Source organism: Christensenella tenuis, assembly GCF_014287795.1.
GTDB lineage: Bacteria > Bacillota > Clostridia > Christensenellales > Christensenellaceae > Christensenella > Christensenella tenuis.
Genome location: NZ_JACOON010000003.1, coordinates 344603 through 367129, shown reverse-complemented (window position 1 = coordinate 367129; position 22527 = coordinate 344603). Strand labels below are relative to the sequence as shown.

At 45.9% G+C, this 22527-nt stretch carries 20 protein-coding genes and 1 tRNA gene; 20 read left to right on the top strand and 1 reads right to left on the bottom strand.

Annotated features, from left to right (window positions below):
- The 18 genes from H8S18_RS07610 to H8S18_RS07525 form a co-directional block, all read left to right on the top strand.
- On the top strand, positions 1-1449 hold a 1449-nt coding region (locus tag H8S18_RS07610; RefSeq protein ID WP_186857700.1), incomplete at its 5' end, for an Ig-like domain repeat protein.
- Positions 1450-1624: 175 nt separating this feature from the next.
- Positions 1625-2650: a mannose-1-phosphate guanylyltransferase gene (locus H8S18_RS07605; protein WP_186857699.1), complete on the top strand. Its 1026-nt coding sequence runs from the start codon at positions 1625-1627 to the stop codon at positions 2648-2650.
- An 8-nt stretch (positions 2651-2658) separates the two neighbouring features.
- Positions 2659-3582, top strand: a complete 924-nt coding sequence (manA, locus tag H8S18_RS07600; RefSeq protein WP_186857698.1) for a mannose-6-phosphate isomerase, class I — start codon at positions 2659-2661, stop codon at positions 3580-3582.
- A 34-nt stretch (positions 3583-3616) separates the two neighbouring features.
- Positions 3617-5746, top strand: coding sequence for a glycosyltransferase family 4 protein (locus tag H8S18_RS14950; RefSeq protein ID WP_186857697.1), 2130 nt, complete (start codon positions 3617-3619; stop codon positions 5744-5746).
- 107 nt (positions 5747-5853) lie between these two features.
- A complete protein-coding gene (locus H8S18_RS07590) occupies positions 5854-7557 on the top strand; it encodes a phospho-sugar mutase (protein WP_186857696.1) in 1704 nt (567 codons plus the stop codon).
- Positions 7558-7651: 94 nt separating this feature from the next.
- Positions 7652-8545, top strand: coding sequence for a basic amino acid ABC transporter substrate-binding protein (locus H8S18_RS07585; RefSeq protein WP_186857695.1), 894 nt, complete (start codon positions 7652-7654; stop codon positions 8543-8545).
- A 149-nt stretch (positions 8546-8694) separates the two neighbouring features.
- Positions 8695-9393, top strand: coding sequence for an amino acid ABC transporter permease (locus tag H8S18_RS07580; protein ID WP_066646392.1), 699 nt, complete (start codon positions 8695-8697; stop codon positions 9391-9393).
- 9 nt (positions 9394-9402) lie between these two features.
- A complete protein-coding gene (locus tag H8S18_RS07575; RefSeq protein ID WP_186857694.1) occupies positions 9403-10125 on the top strand; it encodes an amino acid ABC transporter ATP-binding protein in 723 nt (240 codons plus the stop codon).
- A 267-nt stretch (positions 10126-10392) separates the two neighbouring features.
- A tRNA-Arg gene (locus H8S18_RS07570) sits at positions 10393-10468 on the top strand.
- A gap of 220 nt (positions 10469-10688) precedes the next feature.
- Entirely contained in the window at positions 10689-10958 is a 270-nt protein-coding gene (locus H8S18_RS07565; protein ID WP_186857693.1) for a hypothetical protein, read from the top strand.
- Positions 10951-11229, top strand: a complete 279-nt coding sequence (locus H8S18_RS07560; protein ID WP_186857692.1) for a DUF4160 domain-containing protein — start codon at positions 10951-10953, stop codon at positions 11227-11229. The genes H8S18_RS07565 and H8S18_RS07560 overlap by 8 nt, the downstream gene beginning before the upstream one ends.
- Positions 11230-11474: 245 nt before the next feature.
- Positions 11475-12371 carry a ParA family protein gene (locus H8S18_RS07555; protein WP_186857691.1) on the top strand — a complete coding sequence of 299 codons (897 nt, stop codon included), beginning with the start codon at positions 11475-11477 and terminating at the stop codon, positions 12369-12371.
- The gene (locus tag H8S18_RS07550; protein WP_186857690.1) at positions 12265-13200 is read left to right on the top strand and encodes a ParB/RepB/Spo0J family partition protein; all 936 of its coding nucleotides are present in this window, start codon (positions 12265-12267) and stop codon (positions 13198-13200) included. Before H8S18_RS07555 ends, H8S18_RS07550 begins: the two co-directional genes overlap by 107 nt.
- A 116-nt stretch (positions 13201-13316) precedes the next feature.
- Positions 13317-13913: a hypothetical protein gene (locus H8S18_RS07545; RefSeq protein ID WP_186857689.1), complete on the top strand. Its 597-nt coding sequence runs from the start codon at positions 13317-13319 to the stop codon at positions 13911-13913.
- A gap of 336 nt (positions 13914-14249) precedes the next feature.
- Positions 14250-15011: a hypothetical protein gene (locus H8S18_RS07540; RefSeq protein WP_186857688.1), complete on the top strand. Its 762-nt coding sequence runs from the start codon at positions 14250-14252 to the stop codon at positions 15009-15011.
- Between the two features lie 67 nt (positions 15012-15078).
- Positions 15079-15660: a hypothetical protein gene (locus H8S18_RS07535; protein WP_186857687.1), complete on the top strand. Its 582-nt coding sequence runs from the start codon at positions 15079-15081 to the stop codon at positions 15658-15660.
- Between the two features lie 44 nt (positions 15661-15704).
- The gene (locus H8S18_RS07530) at positions 15705-19034 is read left to right on the top strand and encodes a SpaA isopeptide-forming pilin-related protein (protein ID WP_186857686.1); all 3330 of its coding nucleotides are present in this window, start codon (positions 15705-15707) and stop codon (positions 19032-19034) included.
- A gap of 45 nt (positions 19035-19079) precedes the next feature.
- Entirely contained in the window at positions 19080-19688 is a 609-nt protein-coding gene (locus H8S18_RS07525) for a class D sortase (RefSeq protein WP_186857685.1), read from the top strand.
- Here the strand turns inward: H8S18_RS07525 and H8S18_RS07520 are convergent.
- Entirely contained in the window at positions 19683-20333 is a 651-nt protein-coding gene (locus H8S18_RS07520) for a hypothetical protein (RefSeq protein ID WP_186857684.1), read from the bottom strand. The two genes, H8S18_RS07525 and H8S18_RS07520, sit on opposite strands and share 6 nt — an antisense overlap.
- A gap of 396 nt (positions 20334-20729) precedes the next feature.
- On the opposite strand from H8S18_RS07520, the gene H8S18_RS07515 reads away from it, so the two are divergent.
- Both H8S18_RS07515 and H8S18_RS07510 read left to right on the top strand, forming a co-directional pair.
- Complete coding sequence (locus tag H8S18_RS07515) at positions 20730-21764, top strand: DNA-methyltransferase (RefSeq protein ID WP_186857683.1); 1035 nt, start codon at positions 20730-20732, stop codon at positions 21762-21764.
- A gap of 78 nt (positions 21765-21842) precedes the next feature.
- Positions 21843-22523 carry a hypothetical protein gene (locus H8S18_RS07510; RefSeq protein WP_186857682.1) on the top strand — a complete coding sequence of 227 codons (681 nt, stop codon included), beginning with the start codon at positions 21843-21845 and terminating at the stop codon, positions 22521-22523.
- Positions 22524-22527 lie beyond the last annotated feature (4 nt).

Sequence of the window (22527 nt, the reverse complement as noted above, 5' to 3'; positions counted from 1 at the left end):
GACGGGCCGGGAGAATACAATGTTGACGTAACGGCGGTAGACAAGGCAGGGAACAAGAGTACGACGCTGTATAAGATGATTGTAGTGGCGAAGGATACCGGAGCGCCGACGATTGGGAGCATTGGATTCGAATCGGACGGAAAGAGCGTGACGAAGGTATACCAGAACAACTTTACGGTGCGCGCGTTCAGCGTAGCGGACGCGGAAACGTCAGTGGAATCAGTGGAGATCAACATTTGGCGTATGGACGGGAAGCGGCACTGGAATGCGAAAGCAATCAAGGAAAACGCGACGACGTGGGCGCAGTATATGGGAGTAGACGGGCCGGGAGAATACAATGTTGACGTAACGGCGGTAGACAAGGCAGGGAACAAGAGTACGACGCTGTACAAGATGATTGTAGTGGCGAAGGATACCGTGGCGCCGACGATTGGGAGCATTGGGTTCGAGGCGAACGGAAAAGCTGTTACCGAGGTATACCAGAATAAATTTACGGTGCGCGCATGGAATGTGCAGGATACTGATAGTGGTGTGCAATCCCTCCAGTTTGTAATAAAGGATGAAGACGGAACATCTGTCGGAACCTATAAAGCGGTCAGAGAGAACGCGACGACGTGGGCGCAGTATGTTGGCGTGCCGGGACCGGGAATCTATACTGCGGAAGCGGCCGCTACAGATGACAGCGGCAATATAAGCAGTACGGCCAGTGGGAAAATTACAGTGAAACAAGCTATGACAGCGATGGATAAACCGGAAGAAAACGCCGGTGTGGAAACAATAGAGCCGTCAAACGAACCGGAGACATTGCCGGAATCATCGACTGAACCAGAGCCGGCAACAGAGCCGGATGATACTCCGCGGCTTATGGGCAAAACCACGGTTGTGCAAAAGCAGGCGGAGGCCTATCTTGCACAGATGGGAATTGATATGATGGACCATTATGGAATTTCCAATGGGGAGTTTGTGTCGCTTTATTGGCAGGAAGCAGACCGGGAAGGTGTGGATGCAGCGGTTGCATTTGCTCAAATGTTAGTTGAGACAAATGGAGCGGATTTCTCTGGAAACAGGAGAGCAATACAAAATAACCCTGGTTGTCTTTTAGAAGAAAATGGTACGCCTTATGAATTTGCAAGTATAAATGAAGGGATTCGCGCGCATATTCAACATATAAAATGCTATGCCTGCACAGATTCGCCCGAGGGGACTCTCTGTGTTCCGGGCTGGGATGAACCCAACAGGGGCTCTTTGCCGACCATGAAAGCGTGGGCGAAGGGCGACCAGGAGTACCTTTTGCATTGGGAAACTATATACAGGGCTCTACAACAGGAACTGCCGATGGAGGAAATATCGCAGACGGAACAAGGGGATATGAACGAGACGAAACAAATACCTGACGAGGCGGCTGCGGAAACGGACAGCGAACCCGAACCGGACAGAGGAGCAGCGTAAGAAAAATAAATCCGAAAGAACATCCCGGTAACTGCAGGGGTGTTCTTTCGTGTTTTCCGAAATCACCGTTTTGCATAAAACGGCAAATTATGCCCGATGCAAAGCGGTATTTGATTCCTAGGACAATTAATGATAAGATAATAAGGATTACGAGAAAGGTTGGAATATTAACTTTATGGTAAGTGGTATTATTTTGGCGGGCGGCAGCGGAACGCGGCTATGGCCGCTCAGCAGTTCGGCAAAACCAAAACAATTTTTGAATTTGTTTTCGGATAAGAGTATGCTCCGGGAGACGAGTGAACGGATTGCGGATATTGTTCCGATGAAACATCAGTATATCCTGACCGGAGAAAAATATATGCCCCTTGTGAAGGAAGAATTTGGAGAGACAGTAAATATTATGGCGGAACCGCAGGCGAAAAATACGGCGCCATGTATTCTGTGGGCTGCTTTTATGATCCAAAAGCATTCGGGCGGCGGCGTAGCCGTCGTGATGCCTTCAGACCATACGATCAAAAATGGAAGGGCCTTTCATGCCGCGCTGGACGCCGCAGTTGGGAAAGCGGAACAGGGACATATCGTTACATTTGGGATTCGTCCGACACGTGCGGAGACGGGCTATGGTTACGTTGAAATTGAAACGAGTGAATATCAGGCCAACCAAACGGTGGTAAAACTGGTATCCTTTCACGAAAAACCCAATCAGGAATTGGCCGGGCATTATTTGCAGGCAGGAAATTTCCTGTGGAACAGCGGGATGTTTGTATTTGACATCCAGACGATGATCGATGAATTCCAGGAGTATGAGCCGGAATTATATCATTTGTTTGCGGCAATCGATCCGGATAACAGGGCGCAGGTTGCGCGGGCTTTTGAACAAGCCAAAAACATTTCCATTGATTATGCCGTTATGGAGAAAACAAAGAAGGCTTACTGCATCCCTTCGGATTTTGGCTGGAGTGATGTAGGAGGCTATGAGAGCCTGCACGAGGAGAATGAAAAGGATGAATGCGGGAATGTAACGGACGGCAACGCCATTATGGAACAGTCAAAGGACTGCTATGTGAATTGCCAGAAACCGGTCGTATGCGTTGGGCTTAAAGACCTTGTGGTTGTGGAAACTGAGGATGCGATCCTCGTGGCTCAAAAAGATATGTCCGAGCAGATCGGAAAGATCGCAAAACAACTGAACGTCAGATAGGAGAAGTTATGTTATATCCGTTGGTGCTGGGCCCTGTGTTGAAAGACTATTTGTGGGGGGGCACTAAGCTTAAAACAATTTATCATAAAGATGGCGTTTTCCCCAAAATTGCGGAAAGCTGGGAATTGGCGTGCCATCGGGAAGGCGTCAGCAGGATTGAAAACGGTGCGTATGCTGGAATGACCTTGAATGAGTATCTCGAAAAAGAGGGATGCAGCGTTCTTGGGAACGGAAAAGAAGAACTGCCCCTGCTCATAAAAATAATCGATACGGCGGACAGCCTATCCATACAGGTTCATCCTGATGACGCTTATGCGGCTATTCATGAAAACGGGCAGGACGGCAAAACGGAATTGTGGTATATTATGGAGTGCGAACCGGGCGCAGCCCTTTATTATGGGTTCCAGAAAGAAATTTCCAAAGCAGAGTTCAAGAAACGCGCGGCGGATGGAACGATTACGGAAGTACTGAATAAAGTGAAAGTCCGGAAGGGTGATGTGTTTCTGATTAAGCCGGGAACGGTTCATGCAATCGGCAAAAACATGACTGTGGCAGAAATTGGCACAAACAGCAATATTACTTACCGGATCTATGATTTTGGACGGACGGATGCGCAAGGAAATCCGCGTCCTCTGCACATCGAACAAGCGGCGGACGTACTCCATTTCAGAGAACCTGCCGTATACCGCCTGGATCAGCCGCTTGATTGCGGCACATTCCAAATAGAAAAAATTGAACTATGCGAAAAAGGGCAGGTTCTATGTGCGGACGAGTCCTCCTTTCATAATTTGTTATGCGTAGAAGGGACTGGAACGCTTACCTACCAGAGCGGGGTCATTGAAATTCCTGCGGGAAAAGACGTGTTTGTTCCGGCAGGATTGGGAGACTATACACTCAGTGGGCAGGCAACCCTTTTGAAAACAACGGTATAGTACGCTGGCGCTGGGAAAACGGAGCAAATACAGAGTGAACACTTCTGCAATCGCATATATTGCAAGTCAAAATAATAAGGTTGATTTAACAGAAATACGCAAACGCTACGGGGAAAGCGATCTTTTTGTATGCCTTGCCGGCGATCAGGAAGGCTTGGAGGAAGAGGGTATATTATCGTTGACCCAGCTGGCAGGCCCGAAGTACAAGGAGTATGCATTTTGCCTGACAGGGGAAGAACTGGCCTGTTTTTTGTCGCTGAAGGCGGCTGGTTTCCTGCTCGATTCTTATGAAACCGTTGCCGTCGTTTCAGACAGCGGACTGTTTCCGGATTTCCCCGCCTCCTGCGATACGTTCCACGTTTTCCCGAATCTTCTGGACGAGGCGGAAAAAAGCGGTTCGGTAGATATTTCTTTATCGTCGAAACCGCTGTTTTGCAATCATTCTTTTGCCCTGAAACAGGGAAAGCGGATAACGGAATTTTTGACATGGAGCCAGAAGAAATATAACCGGATCCTTTTCAGCGGAATTGGGGAGAGGGGATTCTTAAAGGCGTGGCTTTCCTATGCATCTCTGTTTGGGTGCCGGGTTCATTTAATGGAAAAAGCAAGTTTTTTTGAGGTTCCGGAATATACGGAGTATTGCTGTTTTGAAAATGGAATACCAGTCGCGGATATATTAAGGAAATACTACGGCATGGATTACAGGCTGAGGAGCAAATGCAAAAACCAGCCGTTTGAACACCCGGATTACTTTATGCGCGATACGGTTGTCGTAGGGGATTCTCAAACAATTCCGGTTACTGCAATCGAGAAAGCAATTTACCTTGCGCGGGGGGACCTGCGGGCGCTTTTTCCCGATTTAAACGATCCCGAAGCAAGAATACGTTTCACGGAATGGTTTTTGCAGTATGCCCGGAAAGAATACAAGCTGGCAGAGGAATACCTTGCGGCTGTGCAGGCCGCATATCAGGCCTGTCTGAAACTGCGGGAAGCAGCGCAGCAGCGCGACAGATCTTTGAGAAAACGGTTTTCCATTCGCCGGGGAGCGCAAACAATGCCGGAAGCCCAGTATCCATTCGGTGTGAATCTATGTGGCTTTATTAAGGGCGATTTTGGCCTGGGCGAAAGCAGCAGGATTCTTGCGAGAATTTTGCAGCATGCAAACATTCCCTATACGGTCATCGAAGTACAGGATTCCGGGCTTCATACCTTCACGAATACGGAATTTGCAGATAAAATTTCCAATAAATTTATCTATGATACAAATATTTTCGCGTACAACCCGGATTGTTTTGAAGAATCGGTCCGGGAGTTTGATAAGAGCGTTTTCGAGGGGCGGCGCAATATTGGTTATTGGGCATGGGAAATGCCCGAGTTTCCAGCCGAATGGGCGGGAGCGTTTCCGTATTTTGACGAGATTTGGACCTGTTCGGATTTTACGACCCAAGCTATTGGGCAGAATTCGCCGATCCCGGTTCATACGGTTCCTTATGCAATCCATCCACAAAAGGACGACAACCTTACAAGGCAGGACTTTGGTTTGCCGGAGGATCAGTTTATTTTCCTGATGACCTACGATACCCGCAGCATTTCCGAGCGAAAAAATCCATTGGCTGCCATCAGGGCATTTAGCAAAGCGTTTGGCAACCGGCAGGACGCGATGCTTTTACTGAAGTTAAATACGCCGCTTGACTGGGATGGCGACCGGGACCTGATGACATTATTAAAAAAACATGAAAATATCATGACCATCAGCAGGCAGATGTCCAAACGGGAAATCAACAGCCTTATTTCCTTATGCGACGCGTACCTGTCGCTCCACCGGAGCGAGGGGTTTGGACTTGGACCGGCAGAAGCGATGGCGTTTGCGAAACCCGTTGTCATCACAAATTACAGCGGGAATACGCAGTATATGCGGGAAGGCGCCTGTTGCCCCGTACCTTACCGCCTGGTTGAAGTAAAAGAAGATTTTATTATTTACAAAAAGGGAATGCACTGGGCGGAACCTGATGTGGACGCCGCTGCAGAGTATATGAAAAGGCTTGTGGAAGACCGCGATTATTACATGTCTATTGGTGAAAACGCGAAACGAGTGATTGAGCAGGAATTTTCTTATGAGAATTGCGGAAAAATCCTGTTGGAGCGTCTTGCGCATTTAAAATAGGTTCAGGACAGAAATAAGAGCCGGATTTCCTGTTGAGAAGAATGGAAAAGACTGATATACTGGAAAAGGTATAAAAGCAGCGGGCAGAATTTTTAAAGGTGAAACGAATGAACGAAAGAGAACTATATAAGCAATGGATTGAAAACGCAACGGAAGACAAGGAAGTTGCGGAAGAGCTTATAAAAATTAAAAAGGATGACGAAGCGGTCAAAGACCGTTTTTATCGTAACCTTGCGTTTGGTACGGGCGGCCTTCGGGGCGTTATTGGCGCAGGGACAAACCGTATGAATATTTACACAGTCAGAAAGGCGTCGCAGGGGCTTGCGGACTACCTAAATGAAGAATTTAAAAGGCCTTCCATCGCAATTGCCTATGACAGCCGTAAGAATTCGCGGCAGTTTGCCCGGGCAGCCGCAGAGGTTTTTGCGCAGAATGGAATCAAAGTGTTTCAATATGAGACGCTGATGCCTACGCCCATGCTTTCCTTTGCGGTCAGACATCTTGGATGCAGTGCAGGTATCGTTGTGACTGCGAGCCACAACCCGGCAAAATACAACGGATACAAGGTATATGGCCCGGACGGATGCCAGATTACGCTCGATGCGGCAGAAAAAATTACCGGCTATATTGAACGCAAGGATATTTTCCGGGATATCCATACAGGAAATTTTGATACCTTTCTGAACGAAGGCAAAATTCGATATATTGGACAGGACACAATTGATGCATATTTTGACGCAGTAAGAAGCTATAGCGTTTTTGAGGACGGCGGCGATATCAGGATCGTTTACACGCCTCTCAACGGAACGGGATTAAAACCGGTATTGAGGATTTTGAACGAAACAGGCTTCCAAACTATTACAGTTGTTCCGGAGCAGGAAGAGCCGGACGAGAATTTCACAACGTGCCCTTACCCAAATCCCGAGGAAAAGGCCGCGCTTCAGCTTGGTCTGGAACTATGCGCGAAGACAGGTGCGGATTTGCTGCTGGGAACCGATCCGGATTGTGACCGTGTGGGCGCGGCTGTCCGGCAGGACGGAAACTATGTTCTGATCAATGGGAACCAAATGGGCGTTTTACTGTTTGATTTTGTGTGCGCAATGCGTAAAAAGTACGGGACAATGCCCGAAAATCCGGTCGCAGTCAAGACGATCGTTACAACGGAAATGGCGCAGAGCATTGCCGATCAATATGGCGTACAGCTTAAAAACGTATTAACCGGCTTTAAATTTATTGGAGAACAGATTGGCCTGCTGGAAGAAAACGGAGAAGCAGACCGTTATGTGTTTGGATTTGAGGAAAGCTATGGCTACCTTTCCGGGACGCATGCGCGTGACAAGGATGCCGTGAATGCAGCCATGCTGATTTGCGAGATGGCTTCCTATTACCGCCAGCAGGGAAAAACACTTGCCGACAGGCTTAACGAGCTATATCTGGAGCACGGATATTTTTACGATAAACTTGAAAGCTTCACCTTTGAAGGCGCGGATGGAATGCTGCACATGGCGGAACTTATGAAGAGCCTGCGCATAGATTCTATTACCGAACTGGGCGGTGCAAAAGTAGTGAAAGTGTCTGATTACCTGGCCTCCGTGGAGAAAAGCGAACGGGAAACGCAAAAAATCGATCTTCCAAAATCGGATGTGATGGGGTATGCGCTGGCGGGCGGCAGTTCGGTTGTTGTTCGTCCTTCGGGAACGGAACCTAAAATTAAGGTGTATTATTCGCTGAAGTGCCCGAATGAGGAGAATGCATCTAAATTATATGCCGCTGTTTCGGCAGACATACATAAGATTTTGGGAGTCGGGTAAAAAATATTCATATTTTGCATAAAGGGATTGATTTTTCTGAATATATATGTATAATTATACATTATAAGTTTAAAATATTTATTGGAGGAACGATATGAAAAAGATAATTGCTTTAGTACTGACAGTATTCATGGCTGTGGCAGTGTTCGCAGCATGCTCCGCGCCGGAAACGGCCGCGTCGGAATCGCCTTCCGAGGCCGCTTCCGCAGAACCGTCCGCAGATGCGTCTGAAAGCGCAGAGGCGTCCGACGAAGGTGCAGCGGCAGGCAGCCTGGTGGATAAGATCAAGGAAGCGGGAGAACTTGTACTTCTGACGAACGCACAGTTCCCTCCCTATGAATACCTTGGCGACGACAATCAGCCGACGGGTGTGGATATTGAAATCGCACAGAAAATTGCAGACGAGCTGGGTGTGAAGCTGACAGTTGTAGATATGGATTTTGACGGCCTGGTTCCGGCGCTGAACGGCGGCAAAGGCGACTTTATCGCGGCCGGTTATACGATCACGGAAGAGCGTCAGCAGAGCGTTGATTTCTCGGATGAATATGCAACGTCCAACCAGATGGTAATCGTAACGAAAGACGATCCCAAAGTTGCGGGCGCCACGGTGGAAGATCTTGCGGGAAAAACGATCGGCGTGCAGCTTGGAACGACAGGCGACCTTTTTGTATCGGATATGGTAGAAGGAGCGACCGTAAAACAGTATAAGAGCGCGATCGAGGCAGGCATGGACCTTGCGAACGGTAAGCTGGACGCGGTAGTTGTGGATAAGCTGCCGGCACAGAGCATTGTGGCAAATAATGACAGTCTGACGGTGTATGACGACGTCCTCACGACGGAACAGTATGCGATGGCGGTACGGAAGGGCGAATCAGACGATTTACTGGAAGTGATCAATAAAGTGTTGGCGGATATGAAGGGCGACATTCAGGATTTGACGCAGAAGCATTTCGACCAGTATTCGGGAACATCTTCGGAAGCTGAATAATCTCGATTTTTTAAAGTTTGCAGAAGAATTTTCTTCTGCAAACTTTTTTTTTCTCCATAAGTATAGTATAATAAAACATGCTTGCGCGTTTTCCTGAAAAAACGTGGCAAATAGTTGCCGGTGTATGGCAAATTATGGAGCTTGGGGATATGTTTGACAATCTTGGACAACAAATTTATAATACGTTGATTGCGAATGACCGCTGGACGATGTTCCTCGACGGTTTGCTCGTTACCCTGATGATCGCTGGAATCGCGGTATTGATGGGGGTTGTAATCGGATCGGTGGTTGCAATCGCTAAGGTCAATGCACTGCGCAATAAGCGCCTGAAATGGCTGAACATTATCTGTGATATCTATTTGACGGTAATCCGGGGAACGCCGGTACTGGTACAGCTTTTAATTATGTATTACATTATTTTTGCCGCCGCACCGATTGAGATGGCGCCTTATGTTGCAGCGCTTGCATTTGGCATCAACAGCGGCGCTTACGTTGCTGAGATCGTACGCTCGGGTATTATGGCTGTACCGCGTGGGCAAATGGAAGCAGGACGGTCTCTGGGCCTTACAAACGGCATGACGATGCGTACCATTATTTTTCCGCAGGCAATCAAGAATATCCTTCCTGCGCTGGGGAATGAATTTATTGTACTGTTTAAGGAAACGTCTATCGTTGGATATGTTGCGGTTACGGATTTGACGCGCGCCGCCGAGCTGGTACGCTCGCGGACCATGGACGCTTTTGTTCCGCTGATCTTTATTGCACTTGTTTATCTTGGTATTGTTATGCTGATTACGTGGGCGCTCAGGAAACTGGAAAAGAAACTCGCCCAGAGCGATGTGAGGTAGGGCCGCATAATGATTATTGTAAAAGAGCTATATAAACAATTCAATGAAAATGTTGTGCTTAAAGGAATCGACGAGCACATTGAGCGCGGGGAAAAAGTAGTGATTGTCGGGCCGTCGGGGAGCGGAAAGTCTACCTTCCTGCGGTGCCTGAATATGCTTGAGGTACCGACCGGCGGTGAGATCTGGTTCGAAGGAAAACTTTTGACCGATAAGAATACAAATATCGATAAAGTACGCCAAAAAATGGGTATGGTTTTCCAACAGTTCAATTTGTTTCCCCACAAGACCGTAGGACAGAATATTACGCTTGCTCCATTAAAACTTGGCTTGATGACGGAGGATGAAGCGCAAGAACGTGCAGAAACACTCTTGAAAAGAATCGGATTATCGGATAAAATAGATTCATACCCTTCGCAGCTTTCGGGGGGGCAGCAACAGCGTGTGGCGATTGTGCGTGCACTTGCGATGAATCCGGATGTGATGCTCTTTGATGAGCCGACGTCTGCGCTCGATCCTGAAATGGTGGGCGAGGTGCTTGACTTTATGCATACGCTTGCAGATGAAGGAATGACAATGGTTGTCGTTACACATGAAATGGGGTTTGCGAAGGAAGTTGCAACCCGTTGCCTGTTTATGGACGAGGGCAAAGTTCTCGAACAGGCGCCGCCGGCAGAATTTTTCGGTTCTCCGAAGAACTCACGGTTGCAGGATTTTCTTTCCAAAGTATTGTAAACTGCATTTTGCAGTTTCATGTGCTCGTAGCTCAGCTGGATAGAGCGCAGGACTCCGACGGAAATAGCGGTAGTATTCAGTAGTGATACCAAGTGTCACATGATACGCGAAAAACGGCGCTGTTAAGCCGAAAAATGGAAGAAAGGCGGTGAGTTGCAGTAAAGGTAGAAAAAGGAAAATTTGCACGTTTTATGCAGAAATGTTTGAAAAATGTTTGAAAACCGATAAGGACAAGCAGTCTGAAATATAACTGATGATACTATACGAGCACCTGTAGCTCAGTGGATAGAGCACGCGCCTCCGACGCGCGGTGTCGGACGTTCAAATCGTCTCAGGTGCGCCAAAAACTCTCGATATAAATCGGGAGTTTTTTTATTGACAACAATTATGTTTGAAAATCGCACAAAATACGTACTTCCATTTTTATAATGGTCTCTCCAATTATAAAATGATCGTGTTCTATGGTATACTGTGTTTGTTTTGGTACAATAAAAGCAGTTAACTTGTATTCGGAAATAGGGTATAATATAAATAGATTGATATTAAGAAAGGAATATACGAACATGATGTATCCTTATATTACTTTGCCGGATGAAACAGAAATTATTCATTCGCAGATTCTGGATAAGGATGGAGTGCGCTCGGTAGAAGTGCACTTTGAGCGGCCGACCGAGCATGGATTTGATACGGCCAGATGTTCCTTGCCGGATTATAGATGGATTGAACGCGAAGGATTTACAGATAAAGAAATTCAGGATTTTACGACGTTGTTAGAGCACAATGCACATTTAATATATCGTTTTGCGGAGCGCGGAGGTGCATGCTGTGCCTAATCTATTCAGATTCGGAAAATATTTGGTGTATTTCTGGTCCAATGAAAATGGAGAACCGATTCATGTTCATATTGGAGAGGGAAAACCGGGAGCGAATACAACGAAAGTATGGCTGACTTCCTCCGGAGGGTGTATTCTTGCAAATAATAATAGCCACATCCCTCAAAATGTGCTGAATGATTTGCTTGATATTATTTCTGCCCAGTTTTTTATGATTTGTAGTAAATGGAAGCAGCATTTCTGTGTAAATGAAATTACATTCTATTGCTAAGATTATTACCTGTAGCAGAAAAATTTAATTTTGCAAATTGGCGTAGTATTTGTAATTTGTTATCTGAAAAATATAAAATTCATTAACGGTAATGCGATTGATTTATAGTTATCGATGATATGTAGCGTCTGGAGACAGGCGCTTTTTTGTATGCCTGTCAAATAATTTGGCAGGCAGCTCATTTTTGGATGTTCAATATCTTTTGAAATATAGTGGAAGTATCAAAACAAAGGGAGGACATGAAGATGTCACGTGTCATAGCGATCGCAAATCAAAAAGGCGGGGTCGGAAAAACAACTACAACGATCAATTTAGGAGCGGCACTCGCGTATGAGGGGAAAAAGGTATTGCTCATAGATTTTGACCCACAGAGCAATCTTACCAAAGGCTTAGGATGGAATAATGTAAATGAGCTGAGACGGACAGTAAAAGACGTCATCGAAGATCTCGTAAACGGAGATAAACTCGAACCACATGATGGCATCTTACAACATACTGAGGGAATGGAGCTTCTGCCAGCAAGCAGGGAGCTTGCCGGATTTGAGGCCGGCCTGATTAACGAATTTGGGCGGGAGCAGCTTTTGAATAGGTATGTGGATATGATACGGCATGAATATGAATATATCCTGATCGACAGCCAGCCATCTCTTAACATCCTTACCATCAATGTATTGGCAGCGGCAAATGGAGTCATTATACCGACGCAGCCTGAGATGTATAGTGTGGAAGGAATCGCCGAGATCAGGGAAACCATCCGGAAAATACGGAGGAGCGGGATCAATCCAGCGCTCACAGTTGATGGCATACTTGTCACAATGATGAATGAACGAGCGAAGTATACAAGACGGGAGCAGGAAGGCATCGTTGAGACATTGGGAAAAAGAGAGAGGATCTTTCAGGCCTATATTCCTTATACTGTGAAATTGAAGGAGTGTGGGCGTATGGGGAGCAGTATTTTCCGGTATAAGCCGAGAGGAAAGACGGTCATTCGGGCGCAGGAGGAATACATAAAGCTGGCAAAGGAGGTCATAAACAATGAGCGGCGAAAAAAAGAAAGTGAAGATCGGTTCGGACGATTGGTTTCCATCACTCCCGCAAGAAGGAAACGAGACAAGAGAGATCAGAGAGCTGCCAATCGATGAATTTTATCCATTTAAAAATCATCCGTTCAAAATACGGGATGACGCGGAGATGCTGGAACTGATAGAAAGCGTAAAACGGATCGGGATACAGATACCTATATTAGCAAGGCCGCGTGACGGAAAGGACGGAGTGGAAACGATAGCCGGGCACCGGCGGCTGCAAGCGGCGATCATGGCAGGACTGGAAACAGCTCCTGCCATTGTTACGTCTATGGACGACGATGAAGCGACGATCATCATGGTGGACACGAATCTCGGACAGCGCGTTCATATCCTGCCAAGCGAAAAGGCTTTTGCATACCGTATGAAAACAGAAGCGGTTATAAGAAAATTGGGGAGACCAGAGAAAAATGTGGGACAAGATGTCCCACATTTAGGAAAAAGAACAACTGAGATTATAGGGGAAACAGGTGGTGATAGCTATAAACAGGTTGAGCGATATATCCGCCTCACATATTTGATACAGCCTTTATTAGATATGGTAGATAATAAAGAACTGGATTTTATCCCTGCTGTGGATTTATCCTATCTAAAAAATAAAGAACAGATATGGGCAGGCTGCGCCGTAGAAAAATATGGAAAAATATCCGGGAAACAAGCGGGGCTTATGAAAGTAATGAGCAAGGAAGGAATTTTAACAGAGGAAGGGATCGAAGCTATCATGCGGGCGGAACAGCCATTGGATATGAAGGTGACACTTAGGGGAACGATACTGCAAAAATATTTTCCCAAGGACTATACTCCAAAACAAATGCAGGAGATCATTATACAGCTGCTGGAGAACTGGAAGCGTGAACATGAAAGAGATGGCTTTAAGCTCATAAAGTAGAAAATGCAAAATGGGAAAATATATTTGTTTTTGATACAAATGTGCGATATGCTACAGTAAATATTAAAGGGTTTGAGCTAATGCATTGAAAGATAATAAAAGGGAGAATGGTTGATATGAAAAAAGTTTTTGATATACCTATTCCATGTGAAGCTGAAGTAGAAAAATATTTAGAACAATGGAAGCAGCATAGGGAGTATGAGTTAGGTGATCGAATATTGGAAAAAATCTTTTCAGAGAATAAAGGCAATAAAGATGTAGCGACTGTTAAAATAAAGGTAATCGTCTTGAACGCTTTATATACGACACAAATTTACGCAGTTTCTCGAGTAGCAGAACATATCTGTAATCAACAGAACTTGGATGATTTACTTGTAGAGGGTAAGACAGAAGCGATTGATACAATAAAGAAGGTACCCTTCGGAAATGGAAAGCCAAGAACACTATACTCGTTTGCGACCAAGTATTGCCATTTTCATAATCCATCGGCCTATCCGATTTACGACAACAATGTGGATAGTGCTTTATGGTATTTTAAAGACGAGCTTAAAGATGAGCAATCACAGAAAAGCTTCCAAAGAAAGGTCTTAAAAGGGGAATATAGTAAATTTAAAAGTATTATTGATCGATTCAAAGAACGTTTTGGACTTATGAAGTATACTTATAAAGAAATAGATCAATATCTCTGGATGCTTGGAAAGAGATATCTATAAGAAAATCAAGTAGCAAGTAGTATATATATTCATGCCAAAAGCACATGAGAAATCATGTGTTTTTTATTTTAGATCGGTTGTATTCATATTGGGGAGGGATTTTGATGTTTGTTTCAAGCATTATGCTTCTATTGGGAGGAATTTTTTCTGCTTTGCTATTTAATAGATATTGGAAAACGGGAAATAAGCGGAACAGGAATGCAGGAATTGCAATGGCCGTTCTAACAAGCTTTCTTCTTCTTACACAGCTTGTACTATAAAAATGATGCTCAAAATTGGACAAACCGGATGCGGCGGCCTTACGATTTGAGTATCAAACTCAAGGAGGAAAATCTGATGAAAAAGAATCATTTCAAACGAGCGGCAGTTCTCATCCTGGCAGCCGGATCTTTTGCAATCCTTACAGCCTGCGGACCACAAAATGGAGAAAGGGAAGCAACTGCAACATTGACGGCTGTGCAAGCGGAAGAAAGTATGCAACCGTCCGAAGCAGCAGCGCAAACGCCGCAGGCGAGTGCTGCCACAATAGTAGATACAGAGCAAAAAGACAGTAAGGAAGTCGCGCCAGCCACAGCTTCTTCCAAAACGAACAGCAGAGAAAAAAAGCCGGATACCAACAAGACGGGAGGAGGCCACGCAAGCAGTCCGGCAAAAGATAATGAGGCAATCCAGAAACCAAATGCGCCTATATCGACGGAATCACCGGAAGCGACAAGCGTATCAGAGCCAGTGCCTGAACCTACTCCGACGCCAACTCCAACACCTGAACCGGAACCGGTATTTGAATGGGCAGGCAACTCCTATGGCAATGCGGTTTGCGAGGGAGTAAATGAAGTAAGGGCGTTGTATGGTCTGCCTGCCCTTTCCTACGGCGGAAGCGGAGGACTGGAAGAAGAGGTGGAAGAAATGGCACGCGCGGGAAGTATATGGGGAGCAAGCAGCCGTCGGTCGGTATCGAGATCAAATGACGGAGGAAAAACGATGGGGATTTTTTCAGCAACACATGCTTCGGAGATCGGACAGGGAAACTACAGTACATTATATGTTGCTTCTGTCAAGTACAACGGAACGAGATATACGATCGTGGAAGCCGGATAAGATATAAATAGTTGGGAAAAACGTCTGCACTGCAGGCGTTTTTCTTTTGAAAAGAAAGGGGAAATCAATGGAACAATATAAGAATATACCGGGTGAGCAGGAGCTGCGCCATATCATCTGGAGCGACTATGCTCTGGACTATGAAGCGGACTGGAAGTCGGACTTGGAAGCGGAATATCCGGACATGACCGATGAAGAACGCATCATTAGAATGTATGAGATCAATAACGGGTATCTTGAAGATGCGCGCATTGATCTGAATATACAGATGAAACAGCCCATCATTGCGTTTGGAGATCTTGGGCTTTGGTACGGGCGGCGCGAGGGATACATGATGATCGAAAGCGGGAATATCTGGGACTGCCTGTATTCAGACTGTGATATGAATACATGGTATGTGGACGAAGAAGGAGATCTCCGCTGCGACGCCCATCACCATGACGGTACGAATCATTACTTATACCGCGCTTTAGCGGAAAATATTACAGAAGAACAGATTTACGAGTTGCAACAGAAAATATTACGCGGAAAAGACCATACGAAGGAAACAGTATGGTATACAAGACGGTTAGGAGATGAGATCGGGAAAGTATACGGGTGGCATTTTGAGAATAGTCCCGTGCAGAATATGGAAGAGATGGAGCTTTAAGCCTTTGGCAGGATAAAATCATATAATGTGAGGAGGAGAACATTGTGAAGCAAAAAAGAATCTATGCGTTGTTATTGGCGGTAGTGATTGCCGCCTCGTTTTGTATGCCGCTTACCGCATCGGCAATGGACCGGGTTACAATAGAATCCGATCCGGATGACGCTACGCCGAGATATTTTGAATATTTGAACAGCAGTGGACAGTGGGAAAAACTCAAAACTCCGCGCCATTATATCGTAGAAACAGGTGAGATAGCATATTGCCTGCAGCATAAAATGAGTTCCCCGCACAGTTGGATCCCTTATGAAGAAGCAGAGCTTTCGGATTGGTATGATACCCGCACGCTGGTAGGCCTCCAGATCATACTGGAATATGGATATCCATGCAATAAATCAGATAACCTAACAGACGATGAAGCACGATATGCGACCGCCAATGCGATCCGCTTTTGGCTGACAGAGCAGGGTGATCCGAATTTCTGGGGATTTACGAACAGGCGGGATAATCCCAATAATCTGCGCGCGGTCAGCGGACACGAACATGTCCTTGCTTGGGCTGATACACTTCTCGAATACGCGCGTGGTATGCAGCCTATGATGCATCGGGTAAACTTCTCGCCCGCGTCTATGGAAATGAAGTATGAGGGCGGATATTTTACCGGACAGACAAAAGTCATACTTGAAAATTGCAGCGGCGGCTATACACTTGACCGAAGCGCGTTACCGGCAGGGACGACTGTGGAAGGATTTACCGGAGCAGATGGGGATCTGCTCACTTTTAAGATCCCGGCCTCCGGAAATGGAAATAAGAGCTTCAGTATAACGGCTAATGGGGCAGACAATCGAGTGACGCCGAATATTTTTCTGTATGTAACAGATGATCCGGATACTCAGGATCTCATCTCGATCAGCAGCGGAGGCTATCATCCGGCCGGAAAAGGAAACCTCCAATTCACGACTCCGGCATTTGCAAGGATCAGGATCACAAAACAGGATGCTGAAACAGGGAATGAGCCGCAGGGAGACGCTACGCTATATAACGCGCATTATGAGATCCAAGATAACAATGGAACGGTGGTGGATACACTTTCCGCAAAGGGGACGCAAACCGTGACGTCTAAGGAACTGCCCCTCGGGACGTATTTTATTTACGAAAAAGAACCTGTTCCGGAAGGGTACTTGCTGAACCCGGATCCTGTAACGGTGGAGCTGACGGAAGCGGATATGACCGTCGAAGTGAAAGATACGGCTGTTCGGAATACTGTAAAAAAGGGATATATCAGTATTGTAAAATTTGGAGAACACGAGCTTGCGGGCGGCTCCGATCCCGATCCGGATATCAAGCCGCCGCTCGCCGGTGTAGAGTTTGAGATCAGACTGAAATCTACCGGAGAATTAACGGCCGTGATGGAGACAGATGAGAATGGGAAAGCGACCTCCCCGGCTTTGCCTTATGGGACCTATACCGTTTCGGAAAAAAGCGGCGACGCAAATGAAGGATATTTGAAAGTTGAGCCGTTTGACGTATTTGTATCTGAAAATGAAAAGACTTATTCATATATCTTGGAAAATAAAGCTGTCGAGCTGATGCTGCAGATCATTAAGACAGATGCTGAGACAGGAAAGCGAACACCGGTTGCCGGAAATACATTCCGTATTGAGGACAGTCAGGGAAACGAAGTGAGCTTTGAAGTGCTTTATCCGCAACCACATACGATCTCTGAATTCACCACGGATGGGTCCGGCACTCTATATCTGCCGGGCACACTTGCAGAAGGAGATTATACCTTGTATGAGACAGCAGCAGGCGCGCCATATTTGCTGAATGGTACGCCGCTTCCATTTCATGTATCGGAGAATGAAGCGGTTGGGCGCGTCATTACAGTAGAGTTTCCTAATACGGCTGCTAAAGGGAAAATCGTTATTGAAAAATGTGGAGAAGCGCTGACAGGAGCAGAGACAGAGGAAACAGAGTATGGAACGCGCTATCTCCCTATATATGAAAAGGAGGGTTTAAATGCCGTATTCAGTGTATATGCCGCGGAGAATATAGGAGCGCCGGACGGGACCGTGTATTATGAACAGGGACAAAAGGCAGACGAGATCTCTGTTACCGGCGGTCATGGGGAAAGTAAGGAATTACCCCTTGGGAAATATACCGTTATCGAGGAAAGCGTTGAGGGAGACTTTATACTCGACCGCACACCGCACGAAGTGACACTATCCTATGCGGATCAGATCACCCCCATTGTAACCGAGACGGTATCGCTTGAAAATCAACGGCAAAAAGGTCATGTGCAGCTCCAAAAACGCGCGGAACATTTCAGCGGCGGCATGTTCTACACAGGGGCAGGATCCGGGTTTGTATTCGGATTATATGCTGCGGAAGATATCAAGGAGATCATACCGGCAGATGGGCTTGTAGACATCCTTGAGACAGACGAGAACGGATTCGCGGAAACAAACGTAGATATCCCACTGGCAAATTATTATTTGAAAGAATTGAAAGCGCCAACGGAGCAATATGAACTTACAGACACTGCATTTCCGGTTGACGTCACAGCCTCTAATCAGGAGGATGCAGATTTTACAGATAATTCTCTTGTCACAGAGCCTGTTTTGAATAAGATGCTACGTGGAAAGATTTCCGTTATAAAAACAGATGCATCGGATACGAAACGGAAGCTGGATGGAATCGTATTTGAAGTAGCAGATAGTGAAGGAAATACGGTAAGCGTTTTTGAGACCGATCAAAACGGACGTGGAGAAAGCGGGTGGCTGCCTTTCAAAGAAGAATTCATCCTGCGTGAAAAAGAAACAAAGGAGGGATTTGTCCTGTCGGGTGAAGAATACCATTTTATCCTCGACGCGGAACATCAGTCCTTTGAATACCGGATAGAGAATCAGCCAACAGGCGTGAGGGTGAGCAAAATAAATGAAAGGGGAGAGCCTCTTGCAGGAGCTGGATTTGCGGTGAAAAAGGCAGGTTTCCTGCAGAGTATTCTGCCGTTTACAAAGGCGGATGAAGGAGTCTACCGCTATGATCCCAACGGGAAGGAAACGACTTTGATGACCGATGAAAATGGAAAACTTTTGATATTAGAACTACCTAATGCAGAATACTGGTTAGAGGAAGCGATTATACCGGAGGGATATTTCCCGGCAGCGCCGACAGCATTTACTGTTACGGAAAAGGATACGTACAAGACTCCATTAGAGATCGCCATTCAAAATTCTCCGTGGGTAAAGTTAGGATTAGATACGGACAAATATAACAGGCTGATTGCTGCGTTACTGATCGGTATAGGAGCAGGGATCCCGATTTTGATTATTATCCGGCATAGAAAAAAGCAAAAGGAGGATAAGGAAGCATAGGGAATGGCGGAATCATCCGCCTTCCCTTATGCATGAAAAAATAGTATGAAAAGAGTTTGGAAAGCGATTGCTGCCGTAGGGATCGGGATGTTTACCGTCTGGTTGTTTACAGCGCCGTTCTGTACGCAGAAAAGCCGCGAAACAGATATACCGCTTTTGACGCTTTTTACCATAGAGGAGCGAAGGGAGGGAGCGGTCTTATCCTCCAGTGAGGTCGCGGAAATACAGGAAGATACAAATACAAACCGAAGCAGAAAACAGAAAGAACAAAAGGAAGAAATCATCGGAACAATATATATTCGGGAACAAGGATTTGAGGTAAGGAACGATGTTGAATCCCATACATTGAAAGAAAGCATCGGATGGCTTCCGGGCTCAGCGCTTCCGCCGGAACGGGGATCATGTGTGCTGATGGGACACAGAAATACACAGTTTCGAATATTGGAAAACATAGAAATAGGGGAAAAGCTGATTTTTGAAAGTAAGGATACACGGTATGCCTATGAAGTAACGGATATACAAATATTGGAGAGCGATTCGGCTTTGCGGTTTTATGCCGCGGACAGCAGCAAATTGGTATTGGTGACCTGTTATCCGTTTTATTATTCCGGCAACGCACCTCAAAAATATGTGGTGACTGCCGAACTGTCATAAGGATTCAAGCCATAACTGGGCAATGGTTTTTTCCGTTTCAGGATCGATTTGTCCTAAAGTCAGCATAAAGCTGTTCTGGTATCCTTGCCGGAAGCCTTTGCATAATGGTATGAAAAACAAATGGCCTTTTAAGTTACTCGTGAGATACGAAATCGGTTCTTCTCCAACGACGCCGCGTATTTGCTGGTAGAGATCGGCGAGCTTTTCCAGATCAGCCAATTCACTCATCTTTAGGCGTTGCTCATCTTGAAAATTTTTGAGCGCGGTCGGATAATAGGTTGAGTTCAACATCACGTAACAAAGGGCGATCCGTGTTTTTTTGTTTTGAAAAGAGTTGTAAACAGGTTCAAAATTCTGCGTCTTATAATATAGATCGGAAGAGGCAGGGGACATTGTGTTTTCAACAATCTCTTCACATAAAAAATGAAGATATCTGCCCGCGCTGAAACCGGAATTAACAGCGTCGGAGAGAAAAGTAGCGTTGCCTGCGCGAAACAGTTCATCTACATATTCGTAGAGCAGATGACTTTTTTCCCCCATCCGGACAGCATAGAATTGGATAAAGGAAAAAATATCATCGATTGTTGAGGGAGTCTGTTTTCGCAGCACGCGGTCTTGAAACAAGTAATAATTTAAAGTTTCCACGTTCCCAACCACCTTTGGAAATGGTTGGGAATTCCCCGTGGATATAAAAACGCGCGAAGTGTGCTTGGCATATAAACCAAAACCCTCGCGCATCAAAATTACATTGAAACACAATCCGATGGATTGTATAATGATATTTGAACGCAGTGTCTCCCCAGAGGGATTGTAGAGGGTGTTGCGGCACCTGATACAGGGTTCCGGGGTGCGTCACCACCCCGGACCTGCTGCGTTTTCATATTTTCAGGGAAATTCCCTATGTTTATTGTATTGTGCGGTTTAATGAATGTCAAGAACGGCTTGCTGACAGCAAGCCGTTTTTCATGTGGAAAAACAGAATATAAGGGTGTTGCCGTGTGTTGCGGAGCAGCAGCGTTATCTAAGCAATCAGGAGGGAAAATGAAGCTTGATGTTATTTATCAAAAAGATGTGAGCAAGGGGCTTGAAGAATTACCGGATCGGTCAATACAATGCTGTGTAACATCTCCGCCATATTATGGACTGCGGGATTACGGTATGAAAGGCCAGATCGGGATTGAAAATACGCCGGAAAAATATATAAAGAAATTAACGGAAGTATTCCGTGAAGTAAAACGTGTTTTATGCGATACGGGAACACTTTGGATCGTCATAGCGGACAGCTATGCAGGAAGTGGAAAAGGAGCATGGAAGAATAAGAGTAAGTCAAAAGAAACATATATTCCAGATCCCGGAAGCACTGTGACAAGGCTCAGAACCGTCAGAGGAACGGTCAAGCCAAAAGACATGATCGGGATCCCGTGGATGCTGGCATTCGCTTTGCGGGATGACGGATGGTATCTGCGTCAGGATATTATATGGGCGAAACCCAATCCGATGCCGGAAAGTGTACGGGACCGGTGCACAAAAAGCCACGAATATATATTCTTATTTTCCAAGTCGCGCAAATACTATTTTAATGCGGATGCGGTCAAAGAGCCGATAGCAGCAAGCAGTGCCGCGAGACTTGCGCAGGACATTGCTCGTCAGAGAGGATCGGTAAGAGTGCCGGGAAAAAAGAACGGACCAATGAAAGCGGTTATTGGAAAGGGCAGTTCACGGACATTTCGAGGCGGAGGAGCATATACTGGCGCAAAGAGTTTTCATAACAGCACTCCTGCGGCACGAAACAGCCATGGGAACGTACCGAATGAGTCGGGTTTGCGCAATAAAAGGAGCGTATGGACCGTTGCGACAGTTGGATATAAAAAAGCGCATTTTGCGACATTCCCTCCTAAATTGATCGAGCCTTGTATTATAGCGGGCACTCCGACAGGAGGGATCGTACTCGATCCATTCATAGGAACTGGGACAACGGGGGAAGTGGCCAAGAAAAATGGGCGGCATTATATCGGATATGAGCTGAATCCGGAATATATAGAATTAGCGCAGGACCGAATATTTGAAAGAATATAGCGGTGTACGCTTTTTAAATAGATATAAAAGCGGGGCTGCTGCAGGCAGTTTTTTTTTGATACAGGAAAGGAGATCGGTTTGAATCTGAACATAATACCTTTGATGGGCGAAGTAGATCTAACGTATCCACAAGTAATAACGAGAGCATCAGAATATTATATCTTTGAAGCGGTAGGACATGGAGCAGAGAAAAAAACGGAGGTGCTCTTTACAAGAGTGAAAGATCACTGCATCGTGCGGGACGGCAAAGAGAACGAGATAATCAATAGTATAATAAATATGCCTATGCTGAAAGGTACGTGGGCGCTGTGGGATCATGCAGCGCGGCATCCCGGCATATATTTAGAAGATAACCTATTCTGCTTTAAGATCGACACCGGAGCCTGCATTGCGTATGTCCGCTGCCAACCATACCATTCAGTGAATAATATCGATATCGTTGGATATACGCCGGATATTGAAAAGGTAGCAAAGCCCATGCGTATCGCATATATGATAGGTCATCCGGCCGAAACTCTTCCTGAGCTTTGTTTTACTGTCCTGCCGGGCTCGGGAGAATTGATTTGTATCAAGCGCGGAGAAAGCGGATATTGCAGTTGTCAGTGGTCTACAAACGACCGTGAGTTAAATCGCAGAACTGCGAATTATTGCAATGAAGCACGCGGTATCAGCAGGGAGCAGGAAGAAGCGATGGTGATCGGTTCTATGGAAAAATGGAAAGAAAGAGGTTATGAAGCATTGGATATTTTAGAAAGATGAGGTG

Coding starts and splice junctions, on each gene's coding strand:
- H8S18_RS07535 (WP_186857687.1), top strand. CDS start 15,079: ATGGAACAATATAAGAATATACCGGGTGAGCAGGAGCTGCGCCATATC.
- H8S18_RS07540 (WP_186857688.1), top strand. CDS start 14,250: ATGAAAAAGAATCATTTCAAACGAGCGGCAGTTCTCATCCTGGCAGCC.
- H8S18_RS07515 (WP_186857683.1), top strand. CDS start 20,730: ATGAAGCTTGATGTTATTTATCAAAAAGATGTGAGCAAGGGGCTTGAA.
- manA (WP_186857698.1), top strand. CDS start 2,659: ATGTTATATCCGTTGGTGCTGGGCCCTGTGTTGAAAGACTATTTGTGG.
- H8S18_RS07545 (WP_186857689.1), top strand. CDS start 13,317: ATGAAAAAAGTTTTTGATATACCTATTCCATGTGAAGCTGAAGTAGAA.
- H8S18_RS07565 (WP_186857693.1), top strand. CDS start 10,689: ATGATGTATCCTTATATTACTTTGCCGGATGAAACAGAAATTATTCAT.
- H8S18_RS07555 (WP_186857691.1), top strand. CDS start 11,475: ATGTCACGTGTCATAGCGATCGCAAATCAAAAAGGCGGGGTCGGAAAA.
- H8S18_RS07580 (WP_066646392.1), top strand. CDS start 8,695: ATGTTTGACAATCTTGGACAACAAATTTATAATACGTTGATTGCGAAT.
- H8S18_RS07575 (WP_186857694.1), top strand. CDS start 9,403: ATGATTATTGTAAAAGAGCTATATAAACAATTCAATGAAAATGTTGTG.
- H8S18_RS07605 (WP_186857699.1), top strand. CDS start 1,625: ATGGTAAGTGGTATTATTTTGGCGGGCGGCAGCGGAACGCGGCTATGG.
- H8S18_RS07590 (WP_186857696.1), top strand. CDS start 5,854: ATGAACGAAAGAGAACTATATAAGCAATGGATTGAAAACGCAACGGAA.
- H8S18_RS07585 (WP_186857695.1), top strand. CDS start 7,652: ATGAAAAAGATAATTGCTTTAGTACTGACAGTATTCATGGCTGTGGCA.
- H8S18_RS07525 (WP_186857685.1), top strand. CDS start 19,080: ATGAAAAGAGTTTGGAAAGCGATTGCTGCCGTAGGGATCGGGATGTTT.
- H8S18_RS07550 (WP_186857690.1), top strand. CDS start 12,265: ATGAGCGGCGAAAAAAAGAAAGTGAAGATCGGTTCGGACGATTGGTTT.